The organism is Eubacterium ramulus (assembly GCF_045002895.1).
GTDB classification, from domain to species: Bacteria; Bacillota; Clostridia; order Lachnospirales; family Lachnospiraceae; genus Eubacterium_I; species Eubacterium_I ramulus.
On the sequence record NZ_CP173382.1, the window covers coordinates 1,818,364 to 1,842,050 of the forward strand.

Annotated in this window: 16 protein-coding genes; 1 reads left to right on the forward strand and 15 read right to left on the reverse strand. The window is 44.1% G+C overall.

Going from position 1 to position 23,687, the window contains the following annotated elements; genetic code table 11:
• Window positions 1-28 precede the first annotated feature (28 nt).
• The 13 genes from ACIRUQ_RS08715 to ACIRUQ_RS08775 all read right to left on the reverse strand — a co-directional run bounded on the left by ACIRUQ_RS08715 (window position 29) and on the right by ACIRUQ_RS08775 (window position 19,042).
• On the reverse strand, window positions 29-1,447 hold the full coding sequence (locus ACIRUQ_RS08715) for a VWA-like domain-containing protein (RefSeq protein ID WP_055289513.1): 1,419 nt from the start codon (window positions 1,445-1,447) through the stop codon (window positions 29-31).
• 23 nt (window positions 1,448-1,470) lie between these two features.
• Window positions 1,471-4,023 carry a sialate O-acetylesterase gene (locus tag ACIRUQ_RS08720; RefSeq protein ID WP_055289511.1) on the reverse strand — a complete coding sequence of 851 codons (2,553 nt, stop codon included), beginning with the start codon at window positions 4,021-4,023 and terminating at the stop codon, window positions 1,471-1,473.
• Between the two features lie 274 nt (window positions 4,024-4,297).
• Window positions 4,298-5,608, reverse strand: coding sequence for a phosphopyruvate hydratase (eno, locus tag ACIRUQ_RS08725; RefSeq protein WP_055289621.1), 1,311 nt, complete (start codon window positions 5,606-5,608; stop codon window positions 4,298-4,300).
• A gap of 376 nt (window positions 5,609-5,984) precedes the next feature.
• Entirely contained in the window at window positions 5,985-7,976 is a 1,992-nt protein-coding gene (locus ACIRUQ_RS08730) for a hypothetical protein (protein WP_242853575.1), read from the reverse strand.
• A gap of 54 nt (window positions 7,977-8,030) precedes the next feature.
• On the reverse strand, window positions 8,031-10,037 hold the full coding sequence (locus tag ACIRUQ_RS08735; protein WP_022035500.1) for a beta-galactosidase: 2,007 nt from the start codon (window positions 10,035-10,037) through the stop codon (window positions 8,031-8,033).
• 168 nt (window positions 10,038-10,205) lie between these two features.
• Window positions 10,206-11,012 (reverse strand): carbohydrate ABC transporter permease, encoded by an 807-nt coding sequence (locus ACIRUQ_RS08740; RefSeq protein WP_055289509.1) that lies wholly within the window; start codon window positions 11,010-11,012, stop codon window positions 10,206-10,208.
• Between the two features lie 16 nt (window positions 11,013-11,028).
• Window positions 11,029-11,922 (reverse strand): carbohydrate ABC transporter permease, encoded by an 894-nt coding sequence (locus ACIRUQ_RS08745; protein WP_022035498.1) that lies wholly within the window; start codon window positions 11,920-11,922, stop codon window positions 11,029-11,031.
• A 95-nt stretch (window positions 11,923-12,017) separates the two neighbouring features.
• Window positions 12,018-13,361, reverse strand: a complete 1,344-nt coding sequence (locus tag ACIRUQ_RS08750) for a sugar ABC transporter substrate-binding protein (RefSeq protein WP_055289507.1) — start codon at window positions 13,359-13,361, stop codon at window positions 12,018-12,020.
• 388 nt (window positions 13,362-13,749) lie between these two features.
• Window positions 13,750-14,685, reverse strand: a complete 936-nt coding sequence (locus ACIRUQ_RS08755) for an AraC family transcriptional regulator (RefSeq protein ID WP_021738261.1) — start codon at window positions 14,683-14,685, stop codon at window positions 13,750-13,752.
• Window positions 14,682-15,194 carry a YwiC-like family protein gene (locus ACIRUQ_RS08760; protein WP_021738260.1) on the reverse strand — a complete coding sequence of 171 codons (513 nt, stop codon included), beginning with the start codon at window positions 15,192-15,194 and terminating at the stop codon, window positions 14,682-14,684. Before ACIRUQ_RS08760 ends, ACIRUQ_RS08755 begins: the two co-directional genes overlap by 4 nt.
• An 18-nt stretch (window positions 15,195-15,212) precedes the next feature.
• Window positions 15,213-16,229, reverse strand: a complete 1,017-nt coding sequence (gene galE, locus ACIRUQ_RS08765; protein WP_021738259.1) for a UDP-glucose 4-epimerase GalE — start codon at window positions 16,227-16,229, stop codon at window positions 15,213-15,215.
• Between the two features lie 90 nt (window positions 16,230-16,319).
• On the reverse strand, window positions 16,320-17,816 hold the full coding sequence (gene galT, locus ACIRUQ_RS08770) for a UDP-glucose--hexose-1-phosphate uridylyltransferase (protein WP_022035496.1): 1,497 nt from the start codon (window positions 17,814-17,816) through the stop codon (window positions 16,320-16,322).
• 56 nt (window positions 17,817-17,872) lie between these two features.
• A complete protein-coding gene (locus tag ACIRUQ_RS08775) occupies window positions 17,873-19,042 on the reverse strand; it encodes a galactokinase (RefSeq protein ID WP_022035495.1) in 1,170 nt (389 codons plus the stop codon).
• A 200-nt stretch (window positions 19,043-19,242) separates the two neighbouring features.
• Between ACIRUQ_RS08775 and ACIRUQ_RS08780 the strand changes: the two genes are divergently transcribed.
• Complete coding sequence (locus tag ACIRUQ_RS08780) at window positions 19,243-20,091, forward strand: AraC family transcriptional regulator (protein WP_022035494.1); 849 nt, start codon at window positions 19,243-19,245, stop codon at window positions 20,089-20,091.
• A gap of 564 nt (window positions 20,092-20,655) precedes the next feature.
• Here the strand turns inward: ACIRUQ_RS08780 and purB are convergent.
• A complete protein-coding gene (gene purB / locus ACIRUQ_RS08785; protein ID WP_021738254.1) occupies window positions 20,656-22,089 on the reverse strand; it encodes an adenylosuccinate lyase in 1,434 nt (477 codons plus the stop codon).
• Between the two features lie 129 nt (window positions 22,090-22,218).
• On the reverse strand, window positions 22,219-23,667 hold the full coding sequence (gene purF / locus ACIRUQ_RS08790) for an amidophosphoribosyltransferase (protein ID WP_021738253.1): 1,449 nt from the start codon (window positions 23,665-23,667) through the stop codon (window positions 22,219-22,221).
• Window positions 23,668-23,687 lie beyond the last annotated feature (20 nt).

A 23,687-nucleotide genomic window follows, 5' to 3' on the forward strand; every position in this document is an offset into this window, starting at 1 on the left:
CTCCTGTACTTTTCCCTGCGATATCCTGCTATACGTCCTCTTCATCCAAGATCAGACGGATTGCCCACACCGGCACTTCCGGGATGGAATATCCTTCCTGGATAAACACAAATGCTGTCTGATAATCCGGCATCCGTTCCGGAAATGTCCCCTGTCCGTCGGTAAAATAAATCAGTCCTTTCAGATCCTGAAACTCATGTCTGCGGATCAGTCCGTCCACATATTCAAACACCGGACGGAAATCGGTGCCTCCAAAACCGCACAACTCCACATCCTGCATATATTGTTCAAATTCTTCATCCGTCGTAACTTTCACATCCCGCTGGATTTTCTCATCACACTGAATGATGTGGATATTTACCCGTTCAAAATAACTCTCACTGCTTTTCAGGATGGAATAAGTTTTCCGCAGAAACCGCTCCACTGTTTTTCCCTGACAGGATCCCGATGTATCGATTGCAATGACAAATTCCCGGATACGCTTGTTCTCCCGGTATTCCAGCGGTTCCACCAGCGGCATATTGTCATACAGCTGCAAACCATAAGTATAATAAATGTAGTCAAATTCATCGTCATTGACATGCATTTCTTCCCCAAGTACTGCAAACTTCCGCAAAAATTCTCCGTAATCATACTTATCCCGCAATGCCGCATTCAGATTCAGCAGCAGGCTTCCTGCCCCAAATCCCTGTTCATGGGAAAACATTTCCAGATCCGTCTTGGCATGCTGGCTGACTTCCTGCCATTCTCCCTGACGCTGCCCCACCAGTGCTTCATCAATCTCTTCCTGCTCACCTTCTTCTCCGGTGTCTGCCTCATGACAGCCGATCATGGCCGTCCGCGTATCCGTGGTAATGCTATCATTTCTGCGGTCCTGATTCTGTGTTTCTTTCACCGGAATCCATTTCAGATGATCATCCCACATAAAAAGAGGCTCCTCACGGAAAAACTCTGCCGCCTTCTCCGGATGCTCACAGAGCCAGCGATAGATTTTCTCCGCCGTCAGAATCGGTACCTGTTTCTGCAGCCGTGACAGGATCCGTTGCATCTGTCCATCACGCTCCAGTTTTACTGATTGCAGATTCAGATCAAGTATCACATGTTCTACCGCCAGATCTGTTGCCAGATCCCAACACTCCCGATCTAGTTTTTCATAGTGGAAAGGATGGCTGAAGATACAGTGAAAAATCATATGTAAAAATGCCCTGGTACATGCGTTTTTTTCTTTTTTAAAGGCATGCAGCACATACTCCGGATTGTAATACATCGTCTCTCCGTCCACACCAAAGGCCGCCACACTGTCCGCCGCTATCAGCGGCATCCGAAACAGTGCCCGATCCAGAAACCGCATGGATATCATCAGTTCATCCCTGGCATACACCATGATTTTGCCCGCCAGTTCCCGTGCAGTGTCCTGCTGCTCCTGTGTCTGTTCCGTCTCCTGCATTCATTTTTCTCCTCTAATATTTGTTAAAACTGTACCTGACCGTTGCTGACCCACCAAACACCACATTCATTCTGGACATATCCCTGATAGGAAAAATCCACACATCCGTTTTTCACCAGCCACCAGCCATTTCCGTTGTCCACCAGTCCATTATAGTTAAAGTCCACGTAGCCATTTCTTATCAGCCACCAGCCGTTTCCGTTGTCCACCAGACCGTTATAGTTAAAGTCCACGCCGCCATTTTTCACCAGCCACCAGCCGTTTCCATTGTCCACCAGACCGTTACTTCCGAAATTAACATGTCCATTCTGGATCATCCACCAGCCACAAGCATTCTGTGCCAGGCCCGTATACTGAAAATCTACTTTTCCTGTGGTAATTTTCCACCAGCCATAGGCATTTTCACAGACATCATCATCGAAATTCACTTTTCCTTCACAGACTTTCCACCAGCCATACTGACCACCTACGGTTCCCGGCAGGACATCTGTTGCCTGAAAGCATACCTGGCCTCCATATACATACCACCAGTTGGATCCGTTTTGTTCATAGCCGACATAGCTAAAATCCACCTGACCATTGGTGATCTTCCACCAGCCATAAGCGTTTTCTGCCAGACCGGAAAAATCAAAATCTACCCGTCCATTCGTGATTTTCCACCAGCCACAGGCATTGGAAGCCACTGTATTACAGAAGTTTACCTTGCTGCCGGTGACATACCACCAGGTATCATTTCCATTTACAAGCCCCCTTACCAGCCCGTTACAATGGAACGTGATCCGGCCGTTTTCCACATACCACCAATCGCCATCTTTTGCGACAAAACCGGTATAATCATATGCCCAGGATCCGTTTTTTACATAAATCCACTGTCCGTCCTGCTGCTGATACAATCCGGTATATGGTCTTCCGGCGGAATCCTCATAATCATAATGATCCACCACATGCACCGTCAGACGCGCCAGCAATGTACCATCCGACATCCGGGCATCCACATACTGATCCCCGGCTGCTGCACCGGCCGTCAGTGTTCCGGTCCGGAAGTCATAAGATAATCCGGCAGATGTCACGTAACTCACCTGTTTTGACAGATAAACCGGATCCAGTATACCAACCAGCACCATATCATTATTTTTGCGCAGCGTCACCTGACTGACTGCCTGATACTCTGCATCTCTCCAGACGAAATTTCTCTGACCCGCAGAGGCACCGTATACCACTGCATACATATTATCTGCCGCCACAATGCCATTTTCATTATGCCCGATCTGAGAAAAATGGATATCATGATGAGCATCATTGATACAAGTCGGAATAGCATAAGCCCCATTGCGCACCGGATAGGTAAAAATGCCATACGGATAGCGATTCCGGAAATACTGTGCCGTCCCTTCATCGGTAATCCACTGTTCATGCACATTGCATACCACATAAATGTTTGACAGCTCCGGGCTGGCACCCATACCATACTGTGCAATACGAGGGCCTGTAAAATAAAGATCATCCGTATATTTGTGTGTGCCGGCTGCAGTTCTTGTGGTAATAATCCCACATTTTTCCACCGGAACACGCGCTGTAAAATCCTGATACATGCTCAGGAAGTGCTGTCGGTAATCCGCTGCCTGTATTGTCAGACTGTCCAGCTCCCCCTGCATCCAGAACATAAGCTGATTTCCTGTGGTATAATGTCCTGCTGCAATCTCTGCCGCATAAACCTGCCGTACAAGCTGCGCTGTCACTGCTGCCCGCTCATAGACATCATTTCCCGGTACCCACTCATAAATTCTGGAACCGGAATATGCCAGATTGGCAATCCACACTTTATCTCCGGTCCGCTGCCGCCACTCATAGGCAATGGCACTGTCCATGCCACCTTTCCCCCGGTTTGGAAGCACTTCTGTCGTCAGTGTATTTAACGGATATTGCAGCTCAGTTCCAGCCAGTGAGTACGCACTTGTCAGAGCCTGTGGTACAAATTTATTCGCATTGTAACGCGTTCCATACTCTGACCAGAAAATATCAGTCATATAGTTCGATGGATTCATAGCAGTCGGCAGGTAAGTAGAATACACTGCTCCTGCCGTATTTAAAATATTTTTGTCGTTTTCATATCCTGTATTCCAGGAGCACATGCCCTCCATATTGCTCTGACCCAGCAGATAAATCAACGTCAGCCGTGCCGGTTTTACATCAATACGCAGATTCCTATACTGTGCATTCTTGCCACTGCCCTTTTTCAGTACGACTGTCGCTGTACCGGTGCCGGCAGCTGTCAGTGTTGTATCCGAAGTCTTTACCAGTACATTATTGTCCCTGACATAACTGACCTGACCATTCTGTACCTGACGTGACGTCACAATCTGTCCACTGATCCGCTCAATCACATAATCCGGATAATCGTTCTGGATCGAATACCGGTCATCATAATACATCGTCAACGCTGCCTGGTAAGCCAGCTGCTGTGCCAGATCAGACTGTTCTGAAATCTCTGCCGCACGGACTGTCTGCGCACCTGACAGACAAACAAATACCGCACAGATAAACCATATCAAACTCTTTTGAAAAATTTTTTTCATTAAAATTCTCTTTTCCTATTACACCTGTATCTGAAACCTTTTTATGTAGAGAAGCAGCTATCTCAGGCAGATTTCCCTGCAGGAACAGCTAGTGCTTCTCTTTTGCGTTCACCTTTTTATCTATTTTATGAACATATTAATACTAATTAGATAGCATAACAAATTTCATTCATTCTGACAAGACCTCCCGTCTCTTCTCTGTTCGTATAGCCTGTCTCTTCTCTGTTTCTCATTTTTCTTTTTGTCTGCAAAAAGTTCCTCCGTTATCACACAGTTACACCATTTCCTCAATCCGGAGCAATTCGTTATATTTTGCCGTACGCTCCCCCCTGCAGGGTGCCCCGGTCTTGATCTGTCCACAATTGAAAGCCACTGCAATATCTGCGATCATGGTATCCTCTGTCTCCCCGGAACGATGAGATACCACCGTCTGGTAACCGTTTCGTTTCGCCAGCACGATTGACTCAAAGCTTTCGGAAAGAGTCCCGATCTGGTTGATTTTCACCAGTATCGCATTTCCTGCTTTTCTCCGGATGCCTTCTTTCAGACGTTTCGGATTTGTCACAAAGAGATCATCTCCCACAAGCTGCACCTGATCTCCCAAACGCCTCGTCATCTCACACCATCCATCCCAGTCGTTCTCCTGCAGCCCGTCCTCAATGGATACAATCGGATAGCGGCAAATCAGTTCTTCGTAATAAGAAATCATTTCCTCGGTAGTCCGATGCACCGGCAGTGAAATCGCTTCTGACAGCTTCAGCCTTGTCTCTCCCGGGAAATCATACACCCCGGAATCCTTGTTATATAATTCACTTGCTGCCACATCCAGTGCAAATGCTATCTGCCGGCCCGGTTCATATCCGGCCTCTTCCACTGCACGCATCAGATAATCCAACACTTCCTCTGCATTTTTCAGATCCGGTGCAAATCCACCCTCATCTCCTACGCCAGTGCTATATCCTTCGTTTTCCAGAATTTTTTTTAAACTATGATACACTTCCACACACCAGCGCAGTCCTTCCCGAAAAATAAAATTGCCTTCATCATCCCGTGCCCCCACCGGCACGATCATAAACTCCTGAAAATCCACCGTGTTGTCTGCATGACGCCCCCCATTCAAAATATTCATCATCGGCATTGGCATCCGGATTCCGTATACTCCGCCCAGATAACGGTGTAATGGCAGATTCAATGCCTTTGCACAAGCCTTTGCACAGGCCATAGAAACAGACAACGTCGCATTTGCCCCAAGATTGCACTTATTCTCCGTACCATCCGTACAATTTAAAATCTGATCGATCAGCACCTGATTCGCTGCATCTTTTCCAAGCAAAACGGCCTTGATCCGGTCATTGACATTGACCACTGCCTGATGCACGCCTTTTCCGTGATACCGCCCGGAATCCGTATCCCGCAGTTCCTTCGCCTCATGCTCCCCGGTACTCGCCCCGGAAGGTACACTTGCACGCCCGGTAAATACATGTTCCCCGTCCTTTACTTTCACTTCTGCTTCCACTGTCGGATTCCCTCTGGAATCCAGAATCTCTCTCGCATACACATCCACAATTTTCAGATAAACAGACATATTTTTTCCTTTCTGCATTAAAAGTATAGTTTCCATTCATACAGCTGATATTTTTCAGCCAGAACAGACGATTCTTTGTAAAGCGGACATTCGCAATCCGCTTTCGCCACTTGCTTATTCTGCGGTAAAGCGGACATTCGCAATCCGCTTTTGCTACTTGCTTATTCTGCGTTCAAATAAAAGTATCCGCTATTCTTCTTTTTTTATACATCAATACATAGTTGTCTATACAAAAAAGACATACAAAATACCTTTGGTTTAGAATTGCATTAATTGTACCAAAGGTAGTATTCCAAAAAAAGTGACCGGCATGTATCATTCATTGCTTATACACACCAGTCACTTTTCTGCTTCTACTATTTATTTCAAATTTTTCTTAAATCAGATGGATTTCATTTTCCTCCGCCACATATTTTCCATCATCCATATGTGGTCGTACAAATGGCACTTCTGCTCTGTGATAAAATACATTATGATGGATCCACGCATCCGGATTTCCGGACGGACTGATCAGCCCTCCCAGATCATCCACGCTGACATTATAACGGAATTCATTATGAATGGCTTCTTCCAGGCAGAACATGACACAGCCTCCCTCATTTAAATGGCTGTAATTATACTGATATAATGTGCCATCCCCGGAGTCTGCATCCCATGCCATACTATCCTGATTCAGCCGCATATCACGCATTTCATTATAAGTAAGTAATGCATCTTTGCACTTCCATGGCCAGATTCCCGCCGCCACTTTTCCTGCCCGGTCCTCCGATTCAGTATAATAGCGATCATTCATCTCCAACGCACAGCTGTCACCGGAATTGTACTCCACCAGCGGTTTCATGGCATACATCACGGTGATGCCATCACCACCGATTTCTTCCACATAATTATCTGCGATATAAATGTTATGATGACCATACCGTTCAAACAACTCATCCGGCAATTCTGCCGTCATAAACTCTTTGCATTTATAACTGTATCCAACAGCAATTCCCCAACGGCTTGTCCGCTTCAGATGGCATCCTCTGACACTGACATTCTCATATCGTGCCACGCCGGTTTTTTCTTCTGCTTCCGGCTTCAGACAGGTAAAATAAATACCGCCATTATTCATATGTTTATCATACACATTACCTTCTACATCATGAATATATAAATTACTCAGATGTATTTCATGCAACGTTCCACGGTTCTTCGCAATTCCTGCCACACCTGTACGGTTCATCTTGTGTGGAGCAGAATATGTCTCTCCGAATACGCCCCCTTTATTGCTAATCTCCAGATTCTCCACCGTCAGATACTCGCAATCATATAACAATACCGCAGATGAAACATACCCTCTGTATACATGTGTCGGTGCATCAAGCTCATTTCCATAATTCTGATACCAGATGCCCTGACCATTCGTCTGGATCAAAGGCTTTGCACCGTTCCCATATGCACCAATATAAATTGGCTGTTCCTTTGTCCCCTGTACATTCAGATGCAAAAACTGATTTTCAAACACAGAACCACGTTCCAGTAACACCTGATCACCCGGCTGTAAATCCAAACGGTTTACGGCATATAAACTCTTCAACGGCTGGTCCTCTGCTCCGTTATTCGCATCATCGCCGTGAAGCGAGCTGACATAATAGCAACGACCACCGTTCCCTATGCTGCTTTCACTTTTAGTTTCTTCCTGGCAGCTTTTATCTTCTCTCAGACGCTTCTCCTCCTGCATCTGATTCCAGATTTTTTCAAACTCTGTTATCCACCGAACTGCATTATCTGACTTTTCATCTGACACATCCTGTGCCGATATTTCGTTTACGGTCGTTTCATTCAAATGCGTATTTGCAACAACACTTTCTATGATATCTTGATACTCCTGTACCTTTAACCACTTTTCAATGATCAGGTCCACTTCTTCATACGAAAACAGATCACCATGATACCTTGTAAACAGATCCTGGTTTACATCATAAAATGCCCGCTTCTCATCCTCTGTATAAACATGGCATTTATGATTTCCAACCATTTCGCCCTTATATGTCGCAAAAGCCAGCTGTATACTCTTCAGCTCATAATCCAGATACATCTCCGGAGTCAGATACCGCGCACCAAAAGCCGCTGTTCCATTTTTCCATGCATCCGCATTCTTCCATTCCGTTTCTGCACGCCGCTGATCCACAGTCCGCTCAACGGCATCAATAAAATGATCGGTACTTCCAATTCCAAACTCTTCCGCCTGCGCCTTCATGAAAGCATTCTTTTGTTTCCATCTCTGATAAAAACCATTCGGCGAACAATCCTCATATACACCCAGCAGATTTGCAACCCGATAGGCCGCATAAATTTTCTGCTGATTTTCACACAATTTTCCCATTTTCTTAGACTTCTCCCGATTCTACATTTTAATACAAAGAATCCCAACAGAAACCTACCGTTTGAGAATAATGGTTGAGAACGGTTTCATCTCCCCGGTAACTTCGCCGAAAAGTACTTCTGCCCCGTCAAGTTCCGGTTTGAATACAGTTGAAACTTTATTAAAGTTCTGGATAAACACATATTCCGCATCCTTACTCTGACGTGTGCACACCTCGATGCCTTCCGGAACTGGCTGTTTCAGCGGTCTTTCAACCCCTGCTTTTGTCACAATTTCTTCATACACGTTATCAAAGAATTTCTGCTCAGCATCTGCACAGATATAATATGCTTTTCCTTTGCCAAACTCATTGACCGTCATAGCCGGTGTTCCTGCATAAAAGTCTTCGCCATATACAAATAACGGCTCTGCTGTCTTTACGTCTACCAACTGACAGAAACGCTCGCACTGATAAGAGACATCACCAACAACTGCTTTGACTACATTGGTCTCGCCGTCATACAGTGCATCAATTTCTGTGCTGCGCAGTCCCATGACATCCATCAGACCGCCCGGTGTTCCGCCAAGTACACACAGATCGTTCTCATCTACTACACCACTCCAGTAAGTCATAATAAATGTGCCACCATTTTCCACAAATTTACGGACTTTCTCTTCGAATCCGGCACGGAACATGTAAAGCATCGGTGCAACCACGATCTTGTATCCATCCAGATCCTGCGTCATATCCGGCAGATCCACATTAAGACCTAATTTACGGAATGCATAATAATGCTTCTCGACGGTCTCTTTATAGAACATGCCTTTATTACGCGGTCCCTGAGCTTCTTCTACGGCCCAACGGTTTTCCCAGTCATAAATAACCGCCACATCTGCTTTTACATTTGCATGTTTCAGTTCATCGATCTGTTCTAAGTCTGCACCAACTTCTTTACACTCCTGATATGTCCGCTCGTCCTCTTTTCCATAATGATCGATCAGGGCACCATGGAATTTTTCAAATCCGCCACGACCTTTTCTGATCTGGAAATACATGACACTGTCAGATCCATGCGCTACCGCCTGCAAAGATGCTGTCTCCAACATTCCCGGACGTTTCAATTTGCTGACAGACTGCCAGTTCGTCGGACCCGGACAGGATTCCATCAGGATAAATGGCTCTTTCTTTAACGTACGCATAATATCATGCTGCATGCCGTTATCCATAGCAACAAGACGTTCCGGTCCCTTGTGCCACTGCGGATAGTTATCCCAGGATACTACATCCAGTACTTTCGCCATCTCATGATAATTGATCGTAGAGAAATTATACATCAGATTCGTCGTAACCGGCTTATGATTTCCTGCATCCCGCAATGCCTGGATCTCTGCTTTGCAGAAATCAATCGTCTGATCGCTGACGAAACGTTTCCAGTCCAGAACCAGTCCGTGAATGGATGTCTCACCCAGCGGTGTCGGGCTCTCGATCTGATCAAAATTCTGATAATCATGACTCCAGAAAGCCGTATTCCACTTACGGTTTACTTCCTTGATATCATTGTTATATTTTTTCTTTAACCAGCCACGGAATGCACTCTGACATAATGGACAATGGCACTCTCCGCCATACTCATTGGAAATATGCCACATTAAAACACCCGGATGATCTCCAAAGCGTTCTGCCAGTTTCATATTTATCTGGCGTACTTTCTGACGATAGATCGGAGATGTGTAGCAATGGTTATGACGCTGTCCGAAGATATTTTTCTGACGCATCTCATTTACACGAAGCACTTCCGGATAACGGTCTGCCAGCCAGTGCGGACGCGCGCCGGACGGAGTTGCAAGAAACACATAAATTCCATTTTCATACAAACGATTGATAATTTCTTCCATCCAATCAAAATCATATACACCTTCTTCCGGCTCCAATTTTGCCCATGCAAAAATACCAAGTGAAACCGTATTAACATGTGCTTTCTTCATTAGACGGATATCCTCTTCAAGAATCTCTGGATACTCCAGCCACTGATCTGGATTATAATCTCCACCGTAACATAAATGATTAAATTTCACGCCCATTTTTCATTTCCTTTCCGAACTTATCAAGTTCTGATTCCAGACGGAATCCATTTATCAAAACCGAAAAAGCACTTCCGGTTATGCTCTGTTTGAAAAACCCCACGGCGGAACCACCGTGGGGTTGCATAAGTTGCAATATTATGTTTGATATGACTATTTATCTCGTCATTATTTAACGGCACCTGTAATACCTTCTGCAAACTGTTTCTGAAGGATAAAGAATACAACCATAGTAGGAATAGAACAGAATAATACACCCATCATGATCATACCATAATCAAGTTTATAACCACCTGTCATATTTGCAATCAACATAACCATATTCAGAGAATCACCATCTGTCATGATTACCTTTGGCCACAGGTATGCATTCCATGCATTCATGAAAGTAATAACTGCTGCAGCTGCATATGTGGATTTCATAACCGGCATATACATCTGGAAAAAGATTTTGATCTCACTCAGACCATCAATTCGTGCAGCTTCTACGATATCTACCGGGAATGCACGGGAATTCTGTCGGAACATCATGATCATAAACGGCGTGGAAATCATCGGAAGGAAGAATCCAACTGCTGTATTGATCAGGTGTGCCTTTGTAAACATACGGTACAACGGAACGATTGTTGCTACCTGAGGAATCATCATACCAAGAAGGATAACTGAAAATAATTTATCTTTCCATTTGTCATGATAAATCTCATATCCATAACCTGCCAGTGAACAGATGAGCAGACAGATTATGGTAACTGAAATTGCATAAACGAAAGAGTTCTTCATTGCCAGTGCCAGCGGCTGCTGATCGATCAGATTTCTGAAGTTCTCAAGTGCTGCTGTACCAAATGTTAATTTACCTCTCGAAATATCAACATAGTCATTTGTAGCAGCCATGATCATCCAGTAGAACGGGAATACCGATACCAGAGACACGATTGCAAGGAAAATATAAGTAGGAATCAGACGACGCTGAATCATTGATTTGTTTTTCTTTTTAGTCACGTGTATCACCTACTTTCATATTGATAAACGCAAGGATTGCCACAAGGATAAATACGAAGAATGACATTGCGGATGCGTATCCGAAGTTAGGAGAACGCACGAAACATGTGTTGTAAATATAATGTGACATTGTAATGGTTGCATTTGCAGGTCCGCCGTTTGTCAGGTTGACTGACTCATCGAACAGCTGCAATGTACCGTTAATTGACATGATAAATGTCATGATAATTGTCGGTTTTAACAATGGTACAGTAATGCTCCAGAATGTCTTCCATCCGTTGGCACCATCAATTTTAGCTGCCTCATATACGGAGTACTCAATGTTCTGTAAGCCGGCCAGGTAAAATACCATGTTGTAACCTGTCCATCTCCATACCAGCGCGATAATGATTACAAACTTGGCGCTCATGGCATGTCCAAGGAAATTATATCCTGTATCAAGAATACCAAGTCCGATTAAAGCATTATTGATAAATCCATCCTGAGCGAACAGGAAACGGAAAATCAATGCATAAGATACCAGAGATGTTGCACATGGAAGGAATACACATGTACGGAAGAAGCCTCTCAGTTTCAGATCTCTGTTGTTCAAAAGCTGTGCAAGTAAAATTGCAAGCACAAGCATAATTGGTACCTGAATAATCAAGTAAAAGAATGTATTTCCAACGGAACGTAAAAATACTTTATCCTGGAACATACGTACATAATTTGAAAATCCGGTAAAGTGCATATTCAGACCTCTACCAGTCTGTAAAGAAATGATAAATGCCTTTACCATCGGGAAAAAGCTCATAATTGCAATCATTGCAGATGCCGGCACCAGGAATAGCCATCCTGCCGCTTTCTGCTTTGCAACTAAGGTCATGCCTTTTTTCTTAGGTTCCACCTCAAAACCCCCTTCGCAAATAATATTCGGGGAACTGCCAGGCAGCCCCCCGCATATTTTTAAAAATAGGTTGTCATCTCAAAATCAGAAATGAATTACTGCATAGAAAATTCAACTTCAGCCTGTGCATCAGCAATTGCGGAATCAATATCAGCACCGTTCATGATGTTCTGGATCTGTGTTCCGATTGCATTACGTCCATCATAGTAGTATGGGCTTGTATTGTTTGCAGGTGTCAGTTTGGAGTACTCTACAATTGTCTTGAAGATTGGCTGATTACTCCAGTATGCCTGTGGCTCTGCATATGCTGCGGAATCTCCTGCCGGAAGGTATGTAGCAATTGCACCTGTGGTCGGAAGAATCTTCTCATACAGCTCTACGCTGCCTGCAAATGTGCTCTTTAAGAAATCAATTGCCAGATCTTTGTTCTTGCAGTTGGATGTAATATACCAGGAAGAACCACCGTTGTTAGAGTAGTTTGTTGCGTTTGGAGTTTTGATCAGTTTCGGCATATTTGTGATTTCCCATTTGCCGGCTGTATCTTCCATACCCTGGATAGTAGCGATAATCCAGTTACCATTGATAACGCCTGCAACACTTCCTTTTGTAATAGATGTTACATAGTCATCCCATTTGTTTACTTCGAGGTAAATTCCCTCATCTACCATTGTTTTGTAGATATCGATACACTCTTTTAATGCATCATTGTCTGTCATAGCCGGTTTTCCATCTTCATCAAAGAGGGAAGCTCCTGCAGACTGAAGCATCATCATAATTGTATCCGGAGAATCAGCCTGTCCGGATAACATATATGTACCTGTTTTAGCTTTAACATCTTTACCGATCTCGATAAATCTGTTCCAGTCAATATCTGTCAGATCTGCTGTTGTGTAACCAGCCTGCTCAAGAATATCTGTTCTGTAAGCACCGATTACAGCACCGTTGTCGAATGGAACACCGTAGTTTTTGCCATCAACTGTTGAATAAGCAAGTTTTCCAGCCGGGAACTGAGAGAAATCAATTCCGGAATCTGTTAAGTCTTCAAATGCTTCCGGATAAGCTGTTACGAATTTCTGATAAGAGTTATCCTGCATCAGAACGATATCCGGTAATGTGGAGAGATCTCCGCCTTCTGCTGCTGCGATTAATTTGGACTCACAGTCATCGGATAATGTCTCAACTACTTTGAGATTGAAATCCGGATGATCAGCTTTGTAGAGGTTTCCAGCTTCTTCGATTGCCGGAATATTGAATTTTGGATCCCATGTCCAAACTGTTAAGGTGTTGCCACCCTCACTTGCTCCGCCATCAGACTCAGCTGCTGCAGATGTGTCATTGTCTTTTGTTGCGCCACCCTTGTCACCGCCATTGCTACCACAAGCTGCCATAGAAGCTACCATAGCACCAATGAGCATAAGTGAAATTACTTTCTTTTTCATGTTTTCTCCTCCTCATGAATTATTCTGATGCATAAAGTCATTTGTTCATATTAATCAAATATTGTTTTATCTCCTGCATCAAGATGTACATATTATACTATACACACATATAGTATAGTTTGCATTTTTTCTCACGATACACGCATATTTGACTTTTTATCGTCATGTTGCATATTTTTTATTTTTAATGGTATCTTCTTTTTATCTTTTTTTGCATTTTTCTCTTTTTTTCGACTATTTTCTTTCACTTTTTCGTGTTTTTCACGAATAAAATGCGGGGATTCTACAATATTTTCACCAATTACCGTATGGTAATGTAAAAAAGAATCATATGGCAGTTATCTGTTTTCTAACCACACATATGATTCTTTTTCTTTTTTCATAATATTTACCAGCCTTTTTCCACCAGTATATTGAAATCTGCCAGTCTGGTTTCAAAATTCTCCGGTGACTTTTTCCAGTGATACGGTGACGTACCCACGATTCGTTTGAAATTCCGGTTAAACGTAGATGTCGTGGAAAATCCCACCTTCACAGCAATTTCTTCCATGGAATACCCCGTTTTACGAATCATATCACAGGCTTTTTTAATCCGGACCTGATTCAGATAATCCACCGGTGTCATTCCCATATTTTCCTCAAAGAGTCTGCGAAAATGAGACTCACTCATATGACACACAGAAGCAATCTGCGCAATCTTTGTCGGATTGGCAAAATTATCACGGATGTGCTCCAGTGCAGGACGAATCTGATCGAATCCGTTCTTCTGGCGTACACCTTCCGTAGTCGGACCCAGCTTATTGTTCAGCCGGGCGAGCATCATCATCAGAGACAAGGAAAGGCCTCTGACACTCTCCCGGTAAAAATCCGGTTTCTGCTGCATCTCATAAAAAATAGCAGAAACAATGCGGTTCAGATTCGGAACCGTCTCCTTTTTACCGATGTATGCTCTCTGGTTGATATTTTCCAACATCTTCTGCTGCATCAAAATATCATCCGGATAAACGGATGCCAGGATCTTCTCCGGGTCTACAAATAAGTAAGCCCATGTATTTCCTTCCGGTGCCTGCGGCATCGTGCTGTGCGGGAAATTTGCGGGGATAATACTCAGCATACCGGTTTCAAAATGTACGTTTTCTTCTTCCAGGCGCATAATACCATATCCCTGAACGCAAAGGCCGATCTCCAACAGATTGTGAAAGTGAAGCCCGTCTTCCTCTGTCTGGTATTTATTCTGCCAGTTCTGATTCTGTAAGGCAATCAGGAACTCGTTTTGCGGAATATCGTAATAGCGCAATTCCATTTTACCTTTTGCTTTTTTCATCGCATATACACCTTCTGCGGATAAACACGTTTGACTGCTTCCAGCATGCTGTCGTTCAAATCCAGTAACAGTTTGATTTTTTCTTTGTTCTCATACACGATCATCGTATAATACGGAATATTGTCATCGTAAGAAGTATAGTCAAACTTTTTCAGTTTTTCCGTACCACCGTTCTTGCGATATTTTGCCACAGCTTCATGCCAGTTCGGTGCGATCACTTCCATATCCTGCATCATCAGCGTATGTGCTGTTTTCCGGCGCCGCTTTCCCCGGATCACAGCTATGGTCAGCACGCCGTTTTCCAGGCAATATTCGTACTCCCGGTCAGTATTAATAGAAAAAATATAGTACAGCACTGCAAACAAAAATGCAGGAAGCATCAGTCCCGTATCAAAAATGATTGCAAGAATTACCAGTACCACAGCCATCACAACCATAAATATGGACAATGGTTTTGCAAACCGTTTTGATTTCCGCTTTACCTGTTGCGTAATCTTATAGTCATTCATTCAGTCAAAAAAATCCTTTCAGTCCGCATATCCGTTTGGATTCTGACTCTGCCATCTCCAGGAATCGGCACACATATCCTCAATACCGTACTGAGCCTCCCAGCCAAGCTCTTTCTTTGCTTTTGCCGGATCACAGTAGCACATAGCGATATCACCCGGGCGACGCGGTTTAATTGCATAGTTAATCGCATGTCCGCATGCTTTTTCAAATGCATGAACTACCTGAAGTACACTGTATCCGTTTCCGGTGCCGAGATTGTAAATGGATACACCCTCATTATCTGCCAGCTTCTCAACAGCTTTTACATGACCGAGTGCCAGATCTACGACATGGATATAATCACGCACGCCGGTTCCGTCCGGTGTATCATAGTCATCTCCGAATACACCAAGGCATTCTAATTTTCCGATAGCAACCTGAGCGACATACGGAAGCAGATTGTTCGGGATACCTTTCGGATCTTCACCAATCTTACCGCTCTTGTGTGCTCCGATCGGATTAAAGTAGCGAAGTAATACTACATTCCATTCCGGATCAGAAGTATGGATATCTGTCAGGATCTGCTCTAACATACTCTTGCTCCAGCCATACGGATTGGTGCATGTTCCTTTCGGGCACTCTTCTGTGATCGGGATGATTGCCGGATCTCCATATACTGTTGCGGAAGAACTGAAGATGATATTTTTGCATCCGTGATGACGCATAACATCTGTCAGCACAAGTGTTCCGCCGATATTGTTCTGATAATATTCGATTGGTTTTGCGACAGACTCGCCAACTGCTTTTAATCCTGCGAAATGGATAACAGCATCGAACTTGTTTTCATCGAAAACTTTGTTCATGGCATCTCTGTCCTGAATATCTGCTTTGTAAAATTTCACTGCTTTGCCTGCGATCTCCTGTACACGATCCAGTGCTTTTTCGCTGGAATTGTAAAGATTATCTACGACAGTTACTTCATAACCTGCGTTCAGCAGTTCGACACATGTATGGCTTCCGATGTAGCCTGCGCCTCCGGTTACTAAAATATGCATACTAATTTCCTCCTTATATATACATTTTTATAACGGTTCAGAACCAGCCCGTAAAATTGCGTTTACGATGCGCCCCTGAATAGTTATATTCTATAAACTTGCAATAAATCTGTCAAATGCTTTTCTGCCTTCTTCGGTGCATTTATATACACCGGCATCTTCCAGTACCTTTACAAAAACTTTTCCGATTTCCTGCTGCAGAATATCTTCTACATTTTCTTCCGTAAATGTATACTGATCACGGAAAGTCTCTACCCAGTCTGCATGTTTTTCAATGGTCTCATTGGAACGGATGTCTTTGCCTTCCAAAATATAGGTAGCCAGCTCATCCATCTCATTCTTCAGACGGGCCGGAAGTACCGCAAGCCCCATTACCTCGATCAGACCGATATTTTCTTTTTTGATGTGGTGCAACTCTGCATGCGGATGATATACACCCAACGGGCATTCTTCCGTGGTGATATTGTTACGCAATGCCAGATCCAGCTCATATTTGCCATCACGCATACGCGCGATCGGTGTGATCGTATTATGCGGTTCTCCATCTGTCTCTGCAAAAACAAATGCATCTTCATCGGTATAACCACGCCATGCTTTCAGAATGTGATCTGCAAGTTCTACCAGTCTTTCATCATCATTGCTGCGGATACGGATCACAGATAACGGCCAGTGCACAATACCTGCTTCCACATCTTCAAATCCCGGAATGGTAATGTTCTTCTCAAACTCTGCCTTTTCCATGGCAAAGGTGTAGTGTCCTCCCTGAAAATGATCATGGCTCAGGATAGAACCGCCAACAATCGGCAGATCCGCATTGGACCCAAGGAAATAATGTGGAAACTGTTTTACAAAATCAAACAGTTTACGGAAGGTAGCACGTTCAATTTTCATCGGTGTATGCTCGCCGTTAAATACGATGCAGTGCTCGTTATAATATACATACGGTGAATACTGAAATCCCCAGTTTCCGCCATTGATCGTGATTGGAATGATACGATGGTTCTGACGGGCCGGATGATTCAGACGCCCTGCATAACCTTCATTTTCCACACAAAGCTGACACTTCGGATAAGCAGACTGTTTTGCCAGTTTTGCTGCTGCAATGGCTTTCGGATCTTTTTCCGGTTTACTCAGATTGATGGTGATATCGATCTCGCCATACTCTGACGGCACTTTCCAGCGACGGTCTTTTGCAATACGATCCTTACGGATATAGTTGGTAGCCACACTGAAGTTATAATAATGATCGGTCGCTTTCTTCGGGTTTTCTGCATAGTCCTCACGGAATTTCGCGATCACCTGTGCCGGACGCGGGGTCAGACAGTTCATCAGCTTTGTATCAAACAAATCTCTGGATACGATTCCACCATCCTCCAGTACACCGCTCTCCAATGCTTCATCCAGAAGATGCCCCAATGTATCTGCCAGATCGATCTCTGTGCCGACTTCTTCGGCTGTCGGTGCCTCATAATCATCTTTTTTCATTACTTCAAGAATCTGGTTCGTACTGTAAATCCGCTCCTCCTCCGGGATCAGACCGGACTCAATTCCGTACTGTACCAGTCTTGCCACATATAAATCAGACATTTCGTATGTTCCTCCTCCTATCACACAGCAGTAAGAATGCCGAAGGCATTCCTACATTATGCTAATACTCTTCCGCCGTCACCGATTTCTACTACATAGAAATCAGCCGCATAACCGATTTTCTCCAGATATGCTTTTCCTACATTTTCAATAAATTTATCTACGCAGTCTGTTTTTACAATACTTACGGTACAACCACCGAAACCTGCTCCGGTCATACGGGAACCGATAACTCCTTCCTGCTCCCATGCATTCTCTACCAATGTATCCAACTCAATGCCGGTTACTTCGTAATCGTCACGGAGGGATACATGAGATGCGTTCATCAGTTTTCCGAATTCTTCCAGATTACCTGCTTTCAGGGCATCTACTGCTTTTAATGTACGCTGATTCTCATAAACGGCATGTTTTGCACGACGCTGACGTACTTCACTCTTGATCAGATCTTTGTTTGCCTCAAACTCTTCCTCAGAAAGTTCACCAAGTGCTTTGATGTCCAGTTTTGTCTGAAGTTCTGCCAGAGCTTCCTCGCACTCTGCGCGGCGCTCGTTGTATTTGGAATCTCCAAGACCACGTTTCTTGTTGCTGCATGCGATAACAATCTTCTCATCTGCCAGTTTGATCGGTGCATATGTATAGGAAAGATCACTGGTATCCAGAAAGATAGCCTGATCTTTTTTGCCCATTGCGATGGCAAACTGATCCATGATACCACAATTTACACCATTAAAGTTATTCTCGGAATACTGACCAAACAATGCAATGTCAATCATGGAAATATCATCATATCCAAAGAGATCACGCAGTGCTACGCCGGTTACAACTTCTACGGATGCAGAAGAGGAAAGTCCGGAACCATTCGGGATATTTCCGAATAACAGCATATCAAAACCACAGTCAACCGGGTAGCCTTTCTCAATGAATGCCCATACAACCCCCAGTGGATAGTTAGTCCAGTCAAGTGCTTTGTCATATTTCAGATTATCAAGACTCGCCTCGATCACACCAAGACTCTCAAAGTTTGTAGAATAAAAACGGAAGTTGCGGTCTTCACGTTTTCTGACAATCGCATAGGTACCAATGGTCAGTGCACACGGAAATACATGTCCGCCATTATAATCGGTATGCTCACCGATCAGGTTTACTCTGCCCGGAGCAAAATAGCTGCGGATATCACCTTCGCTTCCAAATTTTTCTTTAAATACTTTTACTAACTGATCTTTCATCGAACCCCTCCATCTTCTTCATTTTTCTTTTTATTACATTTTAACACTCCAGAGCCAGTGTTTTTCTTTTCCGCTCTGATTAAGTTCATTGTACTTTCTTTCTGCAAAAATTCCTATATGGAAATGTGTGCAAAATATGTAAAAATGTTGTTTTTTCTTTTCCTTTATGCTAATCTTGATTTATCATAGGGGGCAAAAAAATGAGTGATTTTTACAAAGATTCTTACAAAATACGCAAATATGAACTTTTTTCCCTGTCAGTATGCAATGTAGGCCATCAAAAATGTGACCCAAACCACCACTGGGGACCCGGCGTGAAAGATCATTACCTGATCCACCACATCGTGACCGGCAAGGGATACTATCACTGCAACGGAAAACTCTATACACTGAAGACCGGGGATTCCTTTCTGATCTATCCAAATCACGAAGTCTGGTACTATGCCGACAAGGAAAATCCATGGGAATATTCCTGGATCGGATTTACCGGAAACGATGCACCTTCCATACTGAAGGCCACACGATTCACACCATCCTTTCCGGTGACCTACAATAACATCCACAGCGGTGAGATCAACCAGCGCATGAACCAGATTTACAATACCCGGGGCAATGACTTTATCAACTCGGTGGAAATGGCCGGTTATCTGTACATGCTCCTTGCTATTTATATGAGGGAAGCAGAAAATAAGAACAAACTGAGCCGTAAGGAAAGTTATGTCATAAAAACCATTGAGTACATTTCTTCCAATTACAGTTCTCCCATTACCGTGAATGACATGGCAGCATATGTCGGGCTGAGCCGCAGCTATCTGTGCCGGGCATTTCAGGCGGTACTGAACAAGTCCCCGAAAGAATATCTGAGTGAGTATCGCATCAAGCAGGCATGTTATCTGCTGACGCATAACGAAATGTCTATGATCGATATTGCAGAATCCGTTGGATTTGAAAACAGTCTCTACTTTTCCAAGGTATTTCATAAACAGATGGGGATGCCGCCCACGGAATATGCACGGCAGCACAAAACTTCCGTTCCCGGGGAGGCTTGAGATTTGTTTTTATTTTTTGTTTTTTATTTAAGGCGAAATCAGAGAAAATTTCCTCACTCACTAGACGTTCATTACCCTCATTTCACTTCGGTTTCATCGCGCTCGTTCCCACGCCTGAAAAAGAGGTCGTTCCCACTCGCGCAAAACCTCGTAAAACTCGGTCATTCACTTAATCGTTCGTTGAGGAAATTTTCTCTGATTTCGCCATTTACATATTGAAAAATAACATTCAAATTAAGCACTCATCCTGACATATCTGTTTTTTTGCGCGTGCGACACAATGCACATTTTAGTAATCCCATATATGCACGCGTGGCATGTAATGGCGCCGTAGTGTAAATAGAACAAAACTGAAAATAACTCCAAACAATGGATCGTTGGAAAATTTTCGTCGTGGCTGTTGCGTCTGGCCCGACCGCGTGAGTGTGTCTGAGGCTGCTGTTTTTGCAGCCGAGTTCGCGGGAGCGGTCGGAGATAAGCGACGCAACGGACACAGAAAATTTTTCATGTCCATGTTGGAGTTATTTTCAGTTTGTTCTTTAATAATTTACATGAAGCAGAATTTTACACGTTGATTTCTGCTGTCATTCCAAGTATTTCTTTGTTTGCTTCCAGAACCGGATTTACATGGTTTTTCAGGAAGTTTTCCACCTGCAGTGGAGCACGTCCCACATACTTGGATGGATCCATATTTGCCTGCAGATCTTCCAGTGTCAGGCCGAAGCTTTCATCTGCTGCGATAAGTTCCAGAAGATTATTGTCCAGACCATTCTGTTTTACATTTGCACCGGCCTCCATGGAGAGCTGACGGATTTTTTCATGAAGTTCCTGACGATCTCCACCGTTCTTTACAGCATCCATCATGATATTCTCTGTAGCCATAAACGGAAGTTCACTCATCAGATGTTTGGTAATAACTTTATCATATACGACCAGTCCGTCTACGACGTTCAGGCACAGATCAAGTACGCCGTCAATAGCAAGGAAGCCTTCTGCCACACTGAGACGTTTGTTTGCAGAATCATCCAGTGTACGCTCGAACCACTGGGTTGCGGATGTGATCGCCGGATTTAAGGCATCGATCATCACATATCTGGAAATGGAAGCAATACGCTCACTTCTCATCGGATTTCTCTTGTAAGCCATTGCAGAAGATCCAATCTGATTTTTCTCAAACGGTTCTTCTACTTCTTTCAGATGCTGAAGCAGACGGATATCATTTGACATTTTATGTGCACTTGCAGCGATTCCTGCAACAACATTCAATACTCTGGTATCTACTTTTCTGGAATAAGTCTGTCCGGATACCGGATAGCAGTCCTTGAATCCCATCTTTGCTGCGATCATCGGGTCAATCTTATCGATGGTTTCCTGATCTCCTTCAAATAATTCCAGGAAACTTGCCTGTGTTCCTGTGGTTCCTTTAGAACCAAGTAATTTCAACGAGTCAAGCACATAATCAAGATCTTCCAGATCCATCAGAAATTCCTGTGTCCACAATGTGGCACGTTTTCCAACTGTAGTCGGCTGTGCCGGCTGAAAATGAGTAAAGGCCAGCGTCGGCAGTTCTTTGTAACGATCAGCAAATTTTGCAAGCTCTGCGATAACGTTTACCAGTTTTTTACGAACTAATTTCAGAGCCTCAGACATCAGAATAATATCTGTGTTGTCGCCAACGTAACAGGATGTCGCACCGAGATGAATAATGCCTTTTGCTTTCGGACACTGTACACCATATGCGTAAACATGAGACATCACGTCATGACGCACCAGTTTTTCACGTTCTTTTGCTACTTCGAAGTTGATGTCGTCTTTGTGTGCTTTCAGCTCATCAATCTGCTCCTGTGTAATATCCAGGCCCAATTCCTTCTCTGTCTCAGCAAGTGCGATCCAGAGACGTCTCCATGTACGGAATTTCATTTCCGGTGAAAAAATATACTGCATTTCCTTGCTTGCATAACGCTCAGAAAGCGGACTTGTATATCTATCTGTACTCATAGTTGTTCTCCTCATTTCTGTTAATTTTCATTGCATTCAAGTCGAACGCACGTGAGACTTGGTGCGTGATTCTGGTCAGCGAAAGCTGACATATTCTTCTCAGAATCACTGCACATCCACGTGGAGCGTTTATCGCTCATATTCGCCACGAATGTCTTCTGTCGGCGGAGCTAACGGATATGTCCCTGTGAAACATCCCTCACAGATCGGCAGACCGCTCACCATTTCCTTCAGACGTTCAATGCGCAGATAGCCAAGGGAATCTGCTCCGATCAGATCGCGGATATCCTCAATCGAACGATTGTAAGCAATCAGCTGCTCTCTGGCAGGGATATCTGTTCCGAAGTAACACGGCCATAAGAATGGCGGTGCACTGATACGCACATGCACTTCTTTTGCGCCTGCTTCCTTCAGCATATTTACGATCAGGCCAGATGTCGTTCCCCGCACGATGGAATCGTCGATCATAATGATCCGCTTTCCTGCAACTGCTTCTTTTACAACATTTAATTTTACGCGGACACTCTGCTCACGGCTGCTCTGTTTCGGCTTGATGAAAGTACGTCCCACATAACTGTTTTTGACAAATGCGGTACCGTATGGAATGCCGGATTCCATGGCATAGCCAAGAGCGGCCGCATTTCCGGACTCCGGAACACCTACCACCAGATCTGCCTCTACCGGAGAATCCTGCGCCAGGAATCTTCCGGCTTTGATTCTAGCATCATAAACACTGATGCCGTCAAAGTGACTGTCAGCTCTTGCAAAATAAATATACTCAAAAATACATCTTCCCTGTTTGCACGGATCAATGGCGTTTGTCATATCAGATGAAATCTCGCCCTCACCGTTAATGGTAACGACCTCACCCGGTTTCACATCACGTACAAACTCTGCGCCGATCGTCTCCAGGGCGCAGGTTTCAGATGTAATAATATAAGAGTTGTCACGTTTGCCGATACATAATGGCTTGAATCCATATGGATCGCGGGCACCGATCAATTTTCTCGGACTCATGACAACGATAGAATACGCACCTTTCATTTTTGCGGCAGCGCGCTGTACGGCTTCCTCAACGGTACCGACTTTCAAACGCTCTCTTGCAATGTGATATGCGATAACTTCAGAATCAATGGTTGTCTGAAAAATTGCACCTGTATACTCCAGATCGTGACGCAGTTCATTGGCGTTGATCAGGTTTCCGTTGTGAGCCAGTGCCAGTGTACCTTTCACATAATTCAGCACTAACGGCTGTGCATTTTCTCTGGTGGATGCACCGGCAGTAGAATAACGCACATGACCGACACCGATATCACCTTTCAGACGCTCCAGTTTCTCTGCATCAAATACTTCATTGACAAGCCCCATATCCTTAAAACTGGATACTTTACCTTTCGGTCCCTGTGTCTCGCTGACTGCGATACCGCAGCTCTCCTGTCCACGGTGCTGCAGGGCGAACAGGCCATAATAAATGGTAGATGCCACATCTTGTCCGTCTAAATCATAGATACCAAAGACACCGCACTCCTCATGTAATTCGTCCTGTGCAATGGTCTGTTCCATTTTGTTTTCCAGCATGAATCTATTCCCTCCAACTA